8 protein-coding genes are annotated in these 14,813 nt (G+C 70.3%); 1 reads left to right on the forward strand and 7 read right to left on the reverse strand.

Annotation, left to right across the window (positions count from 1 at the left end):
- Nucleotides 1–182: 182 nt before the first annotated feature.
- The 4 genes from ABH926_RS38825 to ABH926_RS38840 form a co-directional block, all read right to left on the reverse strand.
- On the reverse strand, nt 183–1,925 hold the full coding sequence (locus tag ABH926_RS38825; protein ID WP_370370981.1) for a PQQ-binding-like beta-propeller repeat protein: 1,743 nt from the start codon (nt 1,923–1,925) through the stop codon (nt 183–185).
- Between the two features lie 203 nt (nt 1,926–2,128).
- Complete coding sequence (locus ABH926_RS38830; RefSeq protein WP_370370983.1) at nt 2,129–4,015, reverse strand: glycosyltransferase family 39 protein; 1,887 nt, start codon at nt 4,013–4,015, stop codon at nt 2,129–2,131.
- Nucleotides 4,012–5,241 (reverse strand): hypothetical protein, encoded by a 1,230-nt coding sequence (locus ABH926_RS38835; RefSeq protein WP_370370985.1) that lies wholly within the window; start codon nt 5,239–5,241, stop codon nt 4,012–4,014. The genes ABH926_RS38830 and ABH926_RS38835 overlap by 4 nt, the downstream gene beginning before the upstream one ends.
- Nucleotides 5,238–6,866 carry a glycosyltransferase family 2 protein gene (locus ABH926_RS38840; RefSeq protein WP_370370987.1) on the reverse strand — a complete coding sequence of 543 codons (1,629 nt, stop codon included), beginning with the start codon at nt 6,864–6,866 and terminating at the stop codon, nt 5,238–5,240. The genes ABH926_RS38835 and ABH926_RS38840 overlap by 4 nt, the downstream gene beginning before the upstream one ends.
- Before the next feature lie 330 nt (nt 6,867–7,196).
- Between ABH926_RS38840 and ABH926_RS38845 the strand changes: the two genes are divergently transcribed.
- Nucleotides 7,197–11,393, forward strand: a complete 4,197-nt coding sequence (locus tag ABH926_RS38845) for a cell wall-binding repeat-containing protein (RefSeq protein ID WP_370370989.1) — start codon at nt 7,197–7,199, stop codon at nt 11,391–11,393.
- 114 nt (nt 11,394–11,507) lie between these two features.
- Here ABH926_RS38845 and ABH926_RS38850 read toward each other — a convergent pair whose 3' ends face one another.
- The 3 genes from ABH926_RS38850 to ABH926_RS38860 all read right to left on the reverse strand — a co-directional run bounded on the left by ABH926_RS38850 (nt 11,508) and on the right by ABH926_RS38860 (nt 14,807).
- On the reverse strand, nt 11,508–12,359 hold the full coding sequence (locus tag ABH926_RS38850; protein ID WP_370371087.1) for a 3-hydroxybutyryl-CoA dehydrogenase: 852 nt from the start codon (nt 12,357–12,359) through the stop codon (nt 11,508–11,510).
- Between the two features lie 65 nt (nt 12,360–12,424).
- Nucleotides 12,425–13,591, reverse strand: coding sequence for an acyl-CoA dehydrogenase family protein (locus ABH926_RS38855; protein ID WP_370370991.1), 1,167 nt, complete (start codon nt 13,589–13,591; stop codon nt 12,425–12,427).
- Between the two features lies 1 nt (nt 13,592).
- Entirely contained in the window at nt 13,593–14,807 is a 1,215-nt protein-coding gene (locus tag ABH926_RS38860; protein ID WP_370370993.1) for an acyl-CoA dehydrogenase family protein, read from the reverse strand.
- Nucleotides 14,808–14,813 lie beyond the last annotated feature (6 nt).

Consider the following 14,813-nt stretch of genomic DNA (forward strand, 5'->3'; position numbering starts at 1 on the left):
GATCGTGCCTTGGTGGAGGGCGTCTCGGCCCTGTTCCGACCGCGCAGTCGGACCGAAACGCGAAGCGCCGCCCGCCCCACCGAGCAATCGCAAGCGAGAGTTCGGTGGAACAGGCGGCGCCTCAGACCTCACAAAGCGAACGGCACCGCATCCTCAGTACCGCACCCTCAGTGCGCCGTGCCTCAGCTGCCCAAAGCGAAGGCGAGGACGTCCGCGCCCTTCTCCGGCGCCGCCGGCAGCACGATCAGCCGGTCGTTGGTGACGAAAGCCGCGGCTGTGGCTCCGCCCCAGTCGTTGCCGAGGGCGCCGCCGCTGATGCCGGAGGCGAGGATGCCGCCGTCGTGCATCGCGTACGTGGTCAGGTGCGGGGATGAGCCCGCTGCGGCGGCGGCGAACACGGTGACCTTGTCCGAGTCCTGGCTGGCGATGATGACCGGGCCGGTGGACGCGGCCGGGGTCTGCCACAGCTTCTTGCCGGAGGTCAGGTCGAAGGCGGCCAGGGCGGTGGTCGCGTCCTTGTCGGCGGTGGGGGCCAGGAAGGTGTTGTCCTGGACGTGCGGTACCTGTTGCTGGGCGCCCTGGGGGCCGATGTTCAGGTCCAGCTTGCCGAAGTCGCCGGTGCCGGGGACCGTCGCCTTCGCTTTGCCCTGGGCGTCGAAGGTGTAGTACTTGTCGACCGATGAGGACTCGACGTGCACGATCGTCGGGAGCGCCGCTTCGACCAGGGTGACCTGGGCGCCGTTCAGGCCGTCCGAGGGTACCGGGGTGCGCCACAGGTCGGCGCCGGTGTGGGAGTCCTTGCGGACCGTGACCGGGCCGGCGCCGCAGTCCTCGATCAGGGTGACGAAGGTGCCCTTGGCCGCCAGTTGGTTCGCCTTGCACGGCGGTTTGGACTTCGTCAGGTCGGTGGTCCACAGCTGCTTGCCGTCGGCTGCGTTCCACACGGTGATCGAGGTTCCGTACTGGGCGGCCACCACGTCGCCGCCCATCGCCATCATCGGCGTCGTGCCCGCCGGCGAACCGGGGGGCGCCACGAGGTTCTGCGTCCAGACCGTCTTGCCGTTGGAGGTGTCGATCGCCGCGATGGTGGTGCAGTTGCCGGACGCGCCGTACTGCACCATGCCGATCCCCTGGACCGTCACCTGGCTCATCAGGCAGATCGACGCCCCCTGACCGGGTACCTGGTACGTCCACAGGTGCTTGCCGGTCTCGGCGTCGTAGGCCTTCACGGCCCCGGTGTCGCCGCGCACCACCGTCTTCCTGTTCACCATCCAGCTGCCGACGACCGTCGCGGCGTCGCCGGACGCGGGCACGGACCAGGCCGCCGTGACGGACTTGGCCGGGGCCGTGTGCGAGTCCTGACCCAGGATGTTGACGGTCGACCCGCCGTTCGACTTCGATGAGCTGGTCTGCAGCAGCACCGCGCCCCCGATGCCCACGGCCAGCAGCGCGATGGCCGCCACGCCGATGATCGCCCGGCGGGAGTTGCGGGTCGGGGCGGGAGCCGGCGGCTGGTACGGGGGCTGGATGTCGGGGTTGTACGAGAACTGCGGCGGCACCGGGTAGGACTCGTTGACCCCGCCCCAACCCGCCGAAACGTTCTGCGACGAGCGCTGCTCGAACGGCGGCGCCAAGGGCGGCATCGGCGCCTGCGGCTGCTCGGGCTGCCCACCGTGGCCGCCATGCCCACCGTGCCCCCCGTGCCCACCGTGCCCGCTGCCGTGGTGGTCCGTGCCGAACAACGACGGGAACCGCGGCGGCTGCCGCTCGCGGTTGCCCTGCCCGGGAAGCGCCTCGTCCGGACGGTAGGGCGAATGCATCACCGGGGGCGCGGGCGGAGGAGCGGAGTCGTAGGGACTGGCGTCCTCCGGCTCCGGCGCGAACGGGTTCGGCCGGTGGACCGGCTCTTCAGGCGGTGTGCTCATATCGTCGTGTCCCCCACTTGAGACGTTCCGGGTGAGACGGGACCCCCCGCCAAGATCTTGAAATCATGGATCGCCGGAATCACACCGAGATCCCCCCGACAGATTTTATCGATCTGCCAGGCGTCTACGAAACCCGATACCCGGCGCCTTATCAGGTGGGATACAAGCCCACCGGGCGCGGCGCCGGGCGGCACGATCCTGCGTCACCTACGGACGTAGACCAAGTACTGACCGTTCTGAAGCACCAGCCGGTAGTCCTTCAGCTCCGGCGAGCCGTGCAGGCGCCGGAACACGTCATCGGCCGTGGGACCGGTGAACCGCATCACGATCACCTGGATCCTGTTGGCGGCGGGGTCGGCGAGGCTCTGGAACCAGATGTTCTCGTGGGTGGTCTTGCTGCCCTCGTAGATCACGCGGTCCAACACCGGGAACAACGCCTTCTCGTTGCCGTAGGCGTTCATCAGGATCAAGCCGCTGGTGTGGTGCTCCAGCTCGTCCGCGACCTGGGCCTGGTAGGACAGGTACCCGAGGTCGTTGGTGGCCTCCGCCGCGATGGCCGCCTGGTGGTGGACGGTGGTCACGGCACCCATCGCGGCCAGGGCGACGCTGGCCGCGGCGGCGACGGTGGCCGGGATCCAGCCCGGCAGCCGCACCTTCCCGTGCTTGCCGGGGAGCTGGCTGAACAGATAGCCCACGAGCAAGGCGGCCGGCACGATCGGCGGCAGCCCGAAACGCAGGTTGTCGAGGTCGTTGTTGATGTCCGGCACGCCGAACGGGAACTGGCCGGACTCGATCGAGTACAAGTGGAACGGCAACAGCGTGACCAGACACAGCAGGGGGAGGCTGCGTGCTGACAGCCGTTCCCGGCCCAGGAGCAGCAGCAGGCCCAGGGCCGCCGCTATCAGGACTGCGAGACCGACGTCGGCGATCACCGCTGTGCCGTAGCCGTGCAGGGCCACCCGCCAGTGGCCGATCTCCGCGTCGGTGCGTCCGGCCATCTGCTTGGCGGCGGACTCCGAGCCGTCGAGGAAGTTCAGCGGGTTGCCGAAGATGGCCCAGTTGTAGAGCAGCCAGCCGGCGGCCGCGATGACCAGGCCGAACACCGAGGCCACCAGGCCCAGGCCGCGGACGTCGCGCCAGGTGTGGCCGTTCTTGCGCGCGATCACCATCACGGTGATGACGTACAGGACGCCCAGGAACCAGGCCTCGTACCGGCACAGCATCGCCGCGAAGCTGGCCATGCCGCTGGCCATCAGGCTGGTGGGACGGCCGGTGGTGGCCCAGCGCAGCAGGTAGAGGACCGCGACCAGGGTGCAGGCGAAGAACGGCAGCTCGTCCATGGAGGTGCTCTGCATGTAGAGCACGTTCGGGTTCGTCATGAACACCATGGCCGCCGTGATCGCGGGCCACGCGCGTTCGGGGTCGAAGACCCGGATGACGCGGTACACGGCCTGCGACGCGATCACATACGCCGCCATCGATATCAGCGAGCCGGACAGCCCCGTGTGGTACATGAACCAGTTCCACGCCAGCAGCGCCTGCAGCACGTGCGGCAGCGGCAGCCACACCCCGCCGAGCTGGGCGATGCCCGGGGTGGTGCCCGAGATGACGCGGCGCCCGATCTCCAGGTGGGAGTACGAGTCCTTGATCGCCATCGTGATGTGCTCGTGGACGTAGTAGCCGTACGCCGTGGCCGACAGGGCGATCGCGACGGCGGTGAGGGCGAGCACGATCCAGCGGTCGGACTTCGGGACGGCCGGCTGCCCGTGCCCCTGTTCCTCGCGGACCGTCGGCCGCAGGAGCATCGGGATCAGCATGGTCTCGTCGGCGCCGTGGCTGCTCGCCGCGGGCTTGCCGGACGACGCGGAGTCCGAGGGCGACTCGACCGGATCGACCGGATCGACCGGATCGGCCTGGTCGCCGTCGTCGGTGTTCTGGTCGCGGTCGTCAGCGTTCCGGCCGCGGTCGTCGGTGCCGGTCTCCGACGGTTCTGCCGTGTCCGTGTCCGTGTCCGTGCGTGTGTCCGTGCGCGTGTCCGTGTCCCGGTCCTGCTCGGTCTCCGGGGAGTCGGCGTCGACGGTGGCGGTCAAGAGTGGCTCCAGCCCTGGGAGAAGCATGTCTTGATGGCGGAGTCGCCGCGCCCGATGAACGATCCCGACGGGTAGTTCGAGGCGTTGGACGGATCGGCGTTGCTGTCGAGCATCCAGAAGTACAGCCCGCGCATGTGCAGCGCGCGTGCGCTCTGACAGGCGGCGGCGAACCAGTTGACCTGGATCTGCGGTTCTATGGCGGCGTTGGCGCTGCCCCAGGAACCGGGATTGGCGTACACGCCGGACTGCGCCGGGATGCCCAGCTCCTGGATCGCGGTCTGGGACAGCACCGACGCGGGCCGGCTCTTGAGCCAGGAGGTCCAGGCCGCGGACAGCTGATCCACGGTGGCCGAGTCGCCCAGGTGGACCGGCGGATAGGCGTCCACGCCGACATCCGGCACCGGGCTCGGCACGTGTGCGTGGTCCCAGGTGTTCCAGGTGCTGGCATAGGTGATCAGGCCGCCGAAGCGGGCCTGGCCGTCGGCGACCACCTGGCGCCACTGCGCGGAGTCGCCGATGAACGAGTCCAGCTCGGTGGCGACCACGAACTCCTCAGCGTGCTGGGTCTTGGCGACCGCGAAGTACGGGTCCAGGAAGCTGCGGTAGCTGGCGAACCAGGCGTCGACGTTCGGCGGTGCGATGCTTCCGCGCCAGCCTCCGGAGGGCAGCAGGTTCGCCTCGTCGAGCAGGGGCCGCACCATCACCCGCAGGCCCCTGGCCTTGGCCGCGGCGATGACCCTGCCCAGCGCTTCCGGGCTCGGCGTGATGTCGGGTTTGCCGTACACGCGGGTGGGGTGCACGCCGTCGGTGAAGATCGGGAAGGCGATCGCGACGCTGTTGGCCCCCAGCCCCACGACGTAGTTCAGGAGCCGCCCGGCGGTGGCGTCCACCACGGCGGGGGTGCCGATCGTGTGCCAGTACAGGTTGACGCCGAGGTCCGCCGGGATCTGCTGGACGGGGGTCGGCACCAGGGACGGCGCCGCGGGACTCACCACCACGCCCGCGCCCTCCTCCGGACCGATCCCGGCCACCTGTGCCTGGGGGGTCAGCTGCGGATGGGCCGGGTCTCCGCTCTGCGGCGCGGCCACGATCGCGTCCGTGCCGTCCGGGAGCCCCGGCGCCATCTGGGCACAGCCGGCCGTGACCAGCAGGACGGCGGCCGCGATCGTCGCCGCGATCGCGCTGGATGCCGCACCGGATATGCGGATGCGTATCGGAGCCCTCATTGCCGTTCCCCCACCATCGTCTGCGGCGCGCGCGGTGCGACGGTGCGGGTCACTGTGGCCACCACGGCCGATCCGGCCCCGGAGGCCGCTTCGGTCCGGCCGAATGTACCGGACCCGCCTATGCCGTCGCCGTCGTCGCCGTCGTCGCCGATCTCGTGGCCGTGCGGCGTCTTGTGCCAGGTGCGCTTGCCGATCGCCATCTCGAAGACCGCGATGTAGGTGGAGCGGCTTATCCACAGCCACATGAGCGGCGCCAGCAGCATGTACTTGACCAGGCCGTACTGGCCGCGGGTGTGCTCGACCTCCTGCAGGCAGGTCAGCATCAGCTCGCAGAGCAGGCCGAAGTTGCCGACCAGCAGCAGGATCAGGCTCGGGTAGTAGATGTCGCGCGGGAACAGCTCGGTGACCAGCTGGGTCCGGGTCACGAAGTAGGCCGCCGTCATCCCCCAGAAGATCGGGTTGAGCAGGAACGACAGCGGGGTGCCGATCATCAGCAGGTTGAAGCACAGCCAGCGCGCGAGCCCCATCTGCCGGGCACTGGAGACCGGCCGGCGGGTGTGCACCAGGCCCGTCTGCAGATAGCCGCCCTTCCAGCGGCGCTGCTGCTTGTCCACGATCCGCATCCGGGCCGGGGCCTCTTCCAGCGTCACCGAGTGCAGCAGGTCGATGTGATAGCCGCCGGCCACCAGGCGCGCGCCCAGGTCGGCGTCCTCGGTGAGGTTGTAGGCGTCCCAGATGTCGCCGTTGGACAGGGCGGTGGCGGTCAGCGCCTTCATCCGGAAGTGGTTCGAGGTACCGCCCAGCGGGATCGTCATACCCAGCCGGGCCAGGCCCGGCAGGAAGCGCCGGAAGTGCACCTTGTAGCTGATCCAGTACAGCGCGGTGACCCAGTTGGTGTCGTCGTTCCAGAACACCAGCTCGGCCTGCAGGCACGCCAGCTCCGGCGGCGCGGCGCGGAAGGTGCCGACCGCGCGCAGCAGCTGGTCCGGGGCCGGGCGGTCTTCGGCGTCGTAGATGGTGCAGAACGTGCAGCCGGCGGCGACCAGCAGGTCGAAGGCCACGTTCATGGCGTTGGGCTTGGTCTTGGGCCCGCCGGGGGGAATCACGACGGCCGTCAGGTGGCCCAGCGGTTCGTCGCCCGGCTCGGCGCCCCAGCGGAACGGCAGGGCCAGGTCCTCGGCCGCGCTCAGGGTCTCCTCGTCGTCGGACTCGATGAGCAGCAGGATGCGCAGTTTCTCGCGCGGGTATTCCAGGCGCTCCACCCGGGCCACCAGGTGTCGGAGCATGTTGGCTTCCTTGTGCACCGGAAGCAGGACCCCGTAGTAGGGCAGGCCGGGATCGTCCGCGGTCACCTCGCGCCGGGGCAGTGAGCGGTGCTTCTGGCCGGCGACCGTCACAACGAGTTTGAGGATGGCGAACAGGGAGTAGAACGCTATGCAGGCGGCGACGAGCACGGTCAGGGCCGCCATCGGCCGGACCACCACCGCGACGGTGACGACGGCCGCCAGTCCGAGGACGAACACGGTCTGGCGCCGGCTCAGCAGATGCGCCGCATTCTTGCCACTGCGGCGGTTCGCGGTGTTGCGCCGCGCATGGTTATAGCTCCCCTTGGGCCTGGTTCTCATCGGCCGTTCCCTATTCCCCATTCGGTGGGACCTCAAGTGCATCGGTCCTGTGCTGGCGCGTGGCTGTTGCCGGCCGCGACCGGTTTCGCCGTAGCCGAACGAGCCATCACCGCCGCTAGTGGGGCGGCCCCCGGGGCCCGTCTTGCCGGTGTTCGCGGGTGACACGCGAATTACCCGGGTGCTGTGGCGGCGCGGATCAGAGTATGTCAGGCGCCGTGGGCTTTGCCGACGCGTCAACTGGCTGACGCTTGTGGTGATGGCTGCGGTCGGGACAGACTATCGTGGCATTTTTGTGTTGCCGCACTGTGATTCCGCCGGGGGGACCCACCAATGGTTCAGCGACGTATAGCCCGAATAGGTTCGCTCGGGACGGCGGGCATCGTGCTCGGCTCCCTGGTCGGAGCCACCGCGGCGCCCGCTGAAGCGTCGACGACCATCTCGGTCGACAACTCCCGGGACGGCTGGGACAGCTCGGAGCCGGGGCTGAGCCCGGCGAACGCCGCGTCGTCGGACTTCGGGCAGCTGTTCTCGACCAAGCTGGACGGCCAGGTCTACGCCCAGCCCATCGTGGTGCCGGCGAAGAACGGCCGGACCGCGCCGATCCTGATCGCGGCCACCGAGACCAACAACGTCTACGGCCTGGACCCGGTCACCGGGGCGATCCTGTGGCACATCAACGTCGGTCCGGCCTGGCCCTCGATCAACAACCCGGCCGGCGACGTGAACTGCACCGACCTGGCCCCGGTCATCGGGATCACGGCGACCCCGGTCTACGACGCGGCCACCGACTCGGTGTTCTTCGCCGCGAAGGTGAACACGGCCGACCACACGAAGCCGATCTACGCGATGCACTCCGTGGATCCCGGCTCCGGCAATGAACGCGCCAACTTCCCGGTCACGATCCAGGGGCACCCCACCAACGCGCCGGGCGTCACCTTCAACCCCCAGGCCGAGCTCTCCCGGGCGGGCCTGCTGGATCTGAACGGGACCGTCTATGTCTCCTTCGGCAGCATCTGCGACCAGCTGCACTACCGGGGCTACGTCGCCGGCGTCAACGCCGCCGCCGGCGGGTCGGTCAAGACCATGTGGACCTCGAGCGTGGCCGGCGACGGCGGCGGCATCTGGCAGTCCGGCGGCGGCCTCGTGGCCGACGCCTCGGGCGACATCTACCTGAGCACCGGCAACGGCCCCTTCCCCGCCGCCGGCCCCGGCCTGACCCAGCCGGGCAAGGCCCCTCAGGGCAATGTCGGGATGTCGGTGGTGCGGCTCGGCGTCCAGCAGGACGGGTCGCTGGTCACCAAGGACTTCTTCACGCCCGCCGACACGGCCAGCCTGAACACCAACGACCAGGACCTGGGCTCGGGCGCGCCGGTCGCGCTGCCGGACAGCTTCGGGACGGCGAAGGTGCCGCACCTGATGGTGCAGATCGGCAAGGACGGCCGGCTGTTCCTGCTGAACCGGGACAACCTCGGCGGAATGCAGCAGGGCGCGCCGGCCACGCCCGGCGGCCCGCCGACGGACGCCGTCGTGCAGACCATCGGCCCCCTCGACGGTGTCTGGGGACACCCGGCGGTCTGGGGCGGCGACGGCGGATACGTGTACGTGGTCGGGAACCCCGGCAGCGGCGGGATGCTGCGGGCGTTCAAGATCGGCCAGGACGCCTCGGGCAATCCGACGCTGACGCTGGCCGGCACCTCGTCCCAGCCGTTCCCGTTCGGCAGCGGCTCGCCGATCATCACCTCCGACGGCACCGCCTCGGGGAGCGCCACGCTGTGGGTGGTCTACTCCAACGGCAGCGCCGGGACGGGCGCGCAGCTGATGGCGTTCAACGCGATCCCGGACTCCAACGGCTGGAAGCCCATCGCGACCCTGCCGATCGGCACGGCGTCGAAGTTCGTGGTCGCCGACAGCGACTCCAACCGTGTCTACGTCGGTACCCGTGACGGGAACATCATCGCGTTCGGCCGTCCGGCGTCCTCGATCCTGAACGGCTCGTCGACCGACTTCGGCACGGTGCCGGTCGGCCAGGCCGGCGGGGCCGCCGGCCAGGTCACGCTGACCGCGACCAAGAACCTGACGATCAACAGCCTGACGAGCAACAACCCGGCCTTCACGCTGGGCCCGAACGCCCCGGCCCTGCCGATCACGCTGACCGCCAACCAGTCGGTGACCGTGCCGATGACCTTCACGCCGACCGTGCAGGGGGTCGCCGTCGGCGCGCTGACCGCGAGCATCACCACGGCCAGCGGGGCCGCCGGCTCCTACGCCTTCGGGCTGCGCGGCACGGGTAGCGGGCCCGGGCTGACCGCTTCGCCGGGTTCTGTGGACTTCTCGGACAGCAATGATCCGACGCCCACGGGTACCAGCGTCAAGAGCTCCGTCCAGCTCCAGAACTTCAGCGGCAACCCGGTCACGATCCAGTCGGTCCAGACGCCCGCGGCACCGTTCTCCATCATCGGCAGCCTGCCCGCCGCCGGCACCGTGATCGCGCCGAACGGGAGCCTGGCCTTGCCGGTCGCCTACTCGCCGACGGTTCCGTCGCCGGCCTCGGGCGACCACGACTCGATCACGGTGAACACCGACGCCGGGCCGCTGCAGATCCCGCTGAGCGGTGAGGCCGTCAACGCGGTCAAGTCGGTCAGCGTCTCGCCGATGGCGATCGACTTCGGCCTGGTGCCCCCCGGGACCTCGGTGACCAAGGACATCACCGTCGCCAACACCGGGAACGTGCCGGTGACGCTCGACAAGTTCAAGCCCCCGGCGGGGATCTTCAGCACCTCGACCACCGTCTCCGAGGGGTTCACCCTGGACGTCGGCAACTCGGTCGACATCCCGGTCACGTTCTCGCCGACCGACTACTCGGCGCAGACGGCGCAGTTCGAGATGACGCCCGACACCGGCCAGGGCGCGATGTACATCCAGCTCAGCGGCAACAATCCGGTGCTCACCGGGCCGGCGACGACCGACTTCGGATCGGTGCCCACCGGTTCGGGAGCCAGTACCAGCGGCTCGGTCATGCTGACCGCCACCGAGAACCTGACCATCAACAGCCTGTCGATCAGCGATCCGGCCTTCGCCCCGGGCCCGAACAGCCCGGCCCTGCCGATCTCGCTCACCGCCGGCCAGCAGGTCACGCTGCCGCTGATCTTCAAGCCGACCGCGGCCGGCCCGACGAACGCGACGCTGACCGCGTCGGTGTCCGACGGCGGGAAGACACCGTCCTACTCCTTCGGCCTGACCGGCACGGCCAACGGCACCGGACTGTCCGCCCCGGCCGTGGCCTTCGGCACCCCGACGCCGCTGGCCGCCGGCACGACCAGCAGCCAGACCGTCGCGGTCCGGAACGTCACGTCGGTACCGGTCACCATCACCTCGGTCACGGCGCCGAACGCGCCCTTCAGCGCCGCCGGGCCGACGCCGGGAACGGTCATCCCCGCCGGCGGCACGCTGAACGTGAACGTCTCCTACGCGCCCGCCGGCCCGTCGCCGGCCGGCGGGGACACGGGACGGCTGACCCTGGGGACCGCCGGCGGCCCGCTGACCGTCGATCTGCGCGGCCAGGCGGTGACCACGGTGACCCGGGTCGCCGGCGGCGACCGCTACCAGACCGGTGTCGAGGCCTCGCAGAGCTTGTGGGCGAACGCCGGCGGCGACACCTCGGGCCGGGCCCAGGCTCGCGAAGTCGTGCTGGCTCGCGGCGACGCGTTCCCCGACGCCCTGGCCGGCGTCCCGCTGGCGGCGGACGTGCACGGCCCGCTGCTGCTCACCGACTCGCACACGCTGACGCCGGAGACCGAGGCGGAGATCCACCGGATCCTGCCGACCGGTTCCCGGGTGGACATCCTGGGCGGCACGAGCGCGGTGTCCGACGACGTGGCCAAGCGGCTGACCGCCCTGGGCTACACCGTTCAGCGCTACGGCGGCACCGACCGCTATGGCACGGCCCTGCAGATCGCGCAGCGCATCAACCCGTCGAAGGTCATCCTGGCGACCGGTCTGAACTACGCCGACGCCCTGACCGCCGGCCCGTTCGCCACCGGCCCGGGCTCCGCGAACGGCGTCCCGGCGGCGATCCTGCTGACCGACGACAAGCTGATGGATCCGGCGACCGCCGCGTACGTCCATCGGTTCGCTGCCTCGTCCACGTCGGCCAATCCGACTCTCTACGCGGTCGGCGGCCAGGCGGTCACCGCGGCGCAGAGGACCGGCGGTTACGTGAAGGGCTTCTTCGGCAGCGACCGCTATGGCACGGCCACCCAGGTCGTCCAGGCCTTCCCCGGACCGCTGCACCGCCTCGGCATCGCCTCCGGCGGCGGCTTCGCCGACGCGCTCACCGGCGGGGCGGCGACGGCTGCCGAGGGAGGCGCGATGGTGATCGTCCCGCCGGCGCTGAGCACCGGGCTGAGCAGCCTGCTGAGCGGTTTGGCGCCGCAGCTGGCGCAGGTCTCGATCTTCGGCGGGCCGGCCGTGGTCTCGCCCGCGGAGGCCGGCCAGATCACTTCGGCGGTGCGCGGACGCAGTAGCTGACGCGCCATAGCAGTGTGCGCCGACCCGGACGGTGCACACCGCTACTCGATCCTCATCACCGCTATCGCCCCGCGTCGGCTTTTGCTTTTGCCGCCGCGGGGCGATAGCGCTTTCTCAGCCGTAGGTGTGGAAGCCCCGCCCGGACTTGCGGCCGAGGTGCCCGGCCTCGACCATGCGGGCCAGGAGCGGGGGTGGTGAGTGCTGCGGATCCTTGAACTCCGCGTACATCGACTCCGCGATCGCCTTCACGGTGTCGAGTCCGATGAGGTCCGCCAGGGCCAGCGGGCCGAGCGGGTACGCACAGCCCAGAACCATGCCGCGATCGATGTCCTGGACCGTGGCCAGGCCTGATTCCAGCATCCTGGTGGCGCCCAGCAGGTAGGGGATCAGCAGGGCGTTGACGATGAAGCCGGCTCGGTCCCTGGCCCGGATCACCTCCTTGCCCAGGGCTACGGTCGCGAAGCGGGCGGCGCGGGCCTCCGTCGCCGGGTGCGTCGCCAGGGACGGGACCAGTTCGACCAGGCTCAGGACCGGGACCGGGTTGAAGAAGTGCATGCCGATCACGTGCTCCGGGCGCGAGGTCGCCGTGGCCAGGCGGATCACCGGGATGCTGGAGGTGTTGGTCGCCAGGATCGCGTCACGGCGGCGCACCGCCGCGTCGAGGCGGGCGAAGACGGCCAGCTTGCCCGGCTCGTCCTCGGCCACCGCCTCGATCACCAGGTCGCGGTCGGCCAGGCGGTCGAAGTCGGCGGTGACCTCGATGAGGCTCAGGGCCTTGTCGCGCTCCTGATCGGTGATCTTGCCCCGGTCCCGAGCCCGCCCCAATGAGGCCTCGATGCGGGCCCGGCCGGCCGCGGCGGCCGCGGCGCCGGTCTCGGTCACCACCACCTCGAAGCCCGCGCGGGCACAGACCTCTGCGATGCCCGAGCCCATCTGGCCGCAGCCGACGACGCCGATCAGGTGCAAGTCCTCCGGCCCGGCATCGTCCGCGACGGCATTGTCCGCGACGGCAACGTCCGCGACGGCGCCGGTCACGACGGCAGCCGCAGCACGCCGGTCCCGCGCTTGATCAGCTCGCCGGCGACCACCAGCCGCTGGATCTCGGACGTGCCCTCCCAGATCCGGTCCACCCGCAGCTCGCGATAGAGCCGCTCGACCGCGTACGACCTGTCGTACCCCCGGCCGCCGAAGATCTGCACGCAGCGGTCCACCACCCGGTTGGACGCCTCGCTCGCCGCCAGCTTGGCTATCGCCGCCTTGGCGTGCAGGGTCTTGCGGTCCGCGTCGGGCTGCGAGAGCTCCCAGGCGACCTGCAGGAAGTACGCGCGGTTGACGGCGACGTCGACCGCGCAGTCCGCGAGCATGCCCTGGATCAGCTGGAAGTTGGCGATCGGCTGCCCGAACTGCTCCCGGTACACGGCCCAGTCGCGCGCCAGCTCCAGCGCCCGCTCGGCGGCGCCGATCGTCCGCGCGGCGATCATCAGGCGCTCCTCGGTGAACCAGCCGCGCGTGATGTCGTAGCCCTCGCCGATCCCTCCGAGCACCTGGTCGTCGGCCACGAAGACGTCGGTGAACGTGAACTCCGGGTGCTCGTAGACGAAGGTGTGCATGAAGCGCGGCGTCCGCTTCACCGCCACGCCTTCGGTGGCCTTGTCCACCAGGAACAGCGTCGGGGCGGCAGCGTCGCCGGCGGCGGCCAGCACGATGAGGAAGTCCGCGTGGTCCCCGACCGTCACGAACCACTTCTCGCCGTCGAGCAGCCAGCCGCCGTCGGTCTTCCGCGCGGTCGTCGTCAGGTTCTGCGGGTCCGACCCGGCGTTCGGCTCGGTGACGGCGTAGCAGTCGCGGCGCTCACCGCGGATCACCGGCTCCAGGAAGCGCTCCCGCTGCTCGGGCGTGCAGAAGCGCAGCGCGTTGGCCGGGCGCCAGACCATGTCCCACAGCGCGCCGGTCAGCCGGCCCAGCTGCTCCTGCACCACGGCCTGCTCGAAGATGGTCAGCCCGGCGCCGCCCCACTCGGCCGGCATGTTGATCGCCTGCAGGCCGGCGGCCAGCACCGCGTCGCGGACTTCGGCGTGCGCCGCGGCCGGCAGGCCGTTGTCCTGCTCGCAGGCGAGTTCGTACTTGGTCATGAAGTCGGCCAGTTCGCGCGCCGCGGTCTGCAACTCGAGCTGGCGCTGGGTGAGACGGAAGTCCATGTCAGTTCTCTTTCTTGGCGGCGGGCTGGGGCAACGCGAGCGAACGGGTACCGCGCTTGATCAGCTCGTTGGCGATGATCACGCGCTGGATCTCGGAGGTCCCCTCCCAGATCCGGTCCACCCGCAGCTCGCGGAAGATGCGCTCGACGGCGTACGCGCTGTCGTAGCCGCGGCCGCCGAAGATCTGCACGCAGCGGTCGGCGACCCGGCCGGCCGCCTCGCTCGCGGCGAGCTTGGCGGTCGAGGCCTTGGCGTGCAGGGTCTTGCGGTCGGTGTCCGGCTGGTCGGCCTCCCACGCGACCTGGTGGGTGTAGGCGCGGTTCACGGCGATGTCGACGGCGCAGTCCGCGAGCATGCCCTGGATCAGCTGGAACTCGCCGATCGGCTTGCCGAACGCCTGGCGTTCGGCGGCCCAGTCGCGCGCCTCCTGCAACGCGCGCTCCGCGGCGCCGACGGTGCGCGCCGCGATCATCAGGCGTTCGTCGGTGAACCACTCCTTGGTCAGCTCGTAGCCCTGGCCGACCTCGCCGAGCACGTCCTCGTCGGCGACGAAGACGTCGGTGAGCGTGAACTCGGGGTGGCCGTTGACCGCGTGGTGCATGAAGTGCGGGACCCGCGTCATCCGCAGCCCCGGCGCGTTCTTGTCGACGAAGAACAGCGTCGCGAGCTTCAGCGGGCCGGAGCCGTCCGCGGTCTCCACCAGCGCGTCGGCCTGCACCAACAGGAAGTCCGCGATGTCGCCGCACGTGACGAACCACTTCTCGCCGCTGAGCAGCCACCCACCCTCGGTCCGCCGGGCGACCGTGACGCCGCTGCTCGGGTCCGACCCGGCCTCGGGTTCGGTGACCGCGAAGGCGTCGAACTTCTCACCGCGGATGATCGGCAGCAGGTACTTCTCCCGCTGTTCGGGCGTGCCGTAGGCCAGGACATTCGACGGCCGCCAAGGGATGTCCCACAGGCAGTTCGTCGCCTTGCCGAACTCCTCCTCGACGATCACCTGCTCCAGCAGCGACAGCCCCGGGCCGCCCCACTGGACCGGCATGTTGATCGCGTAGACGCCGGCATCCATCGCGGCGCGGGTCAGCTCCCTGACTATGTCCTTCGGGAGCGCGCCGCGGGCCTGCTCGGCCTGGTCCTCGTACCGCATGAGGAGCTTGACGTAGTCGGCGGCGCGCTGTTTGAGGTCCCGCTGGGCGGGCGTGTATCGGAAGTCCATGTCGGG

This window comes from Catenulispora sp. GP43, from assembly GCF_041260665.1.
Taxonomy (GTDB): domain Bacteria; phylum Actinomycetota; class Actinomycetes; order Streptomycetales; family Catenulisporaceae; genus Catenulispora.

Excerpts from the sequence above, each read along its gene's own strand:
- ABH926_RS38860 (WP_370370993.1), bottom strand. The coding sequence starts at position 14,807 with ATGGACTTCCGATACACGCCCGCCCAGCGGGACCTCAAACAGCGCGCC.
- ABH926_RS38840 (WP_370370987.1), bottom strand. The coding sequence starts at position 6,866 with ATGAGAACCAGGCCCAAGGGGAGCTATAACCATGCGCGGCGCAACACC.
- ABH926_RS38825 (WP_370370981.1), bottom strand. The coding sequence starts at position 1,925 with ATGAGCACACCGCCTGAAGAGCCGGTCCACCGGCCGAACCCGTTCGCG.
- ABH926_RS38855 (WP_370370991.1), bottom strand. The coding sequence starts at position 13,591 with ATGGACTTCCGTCTCACCCAGCGCCAGCTCGAGTTGCAGACCGCGGCG.
- ABH926_RS38835 (WP_370370985.1), bottom strand. The coding sequence starts at position 5,241 with ATGAGGGCTCCGATACGCATCCGCATATCCGGTGCGGCATCCAGCGCG.
- ABH926_RS38845 (WP_370370989.1), top strand. The coding sequence starts at position 7,197 with ATGGTTCAGCGACGTATAGCCCGAATAGGTTCGCTCGGGACGGCGGGC.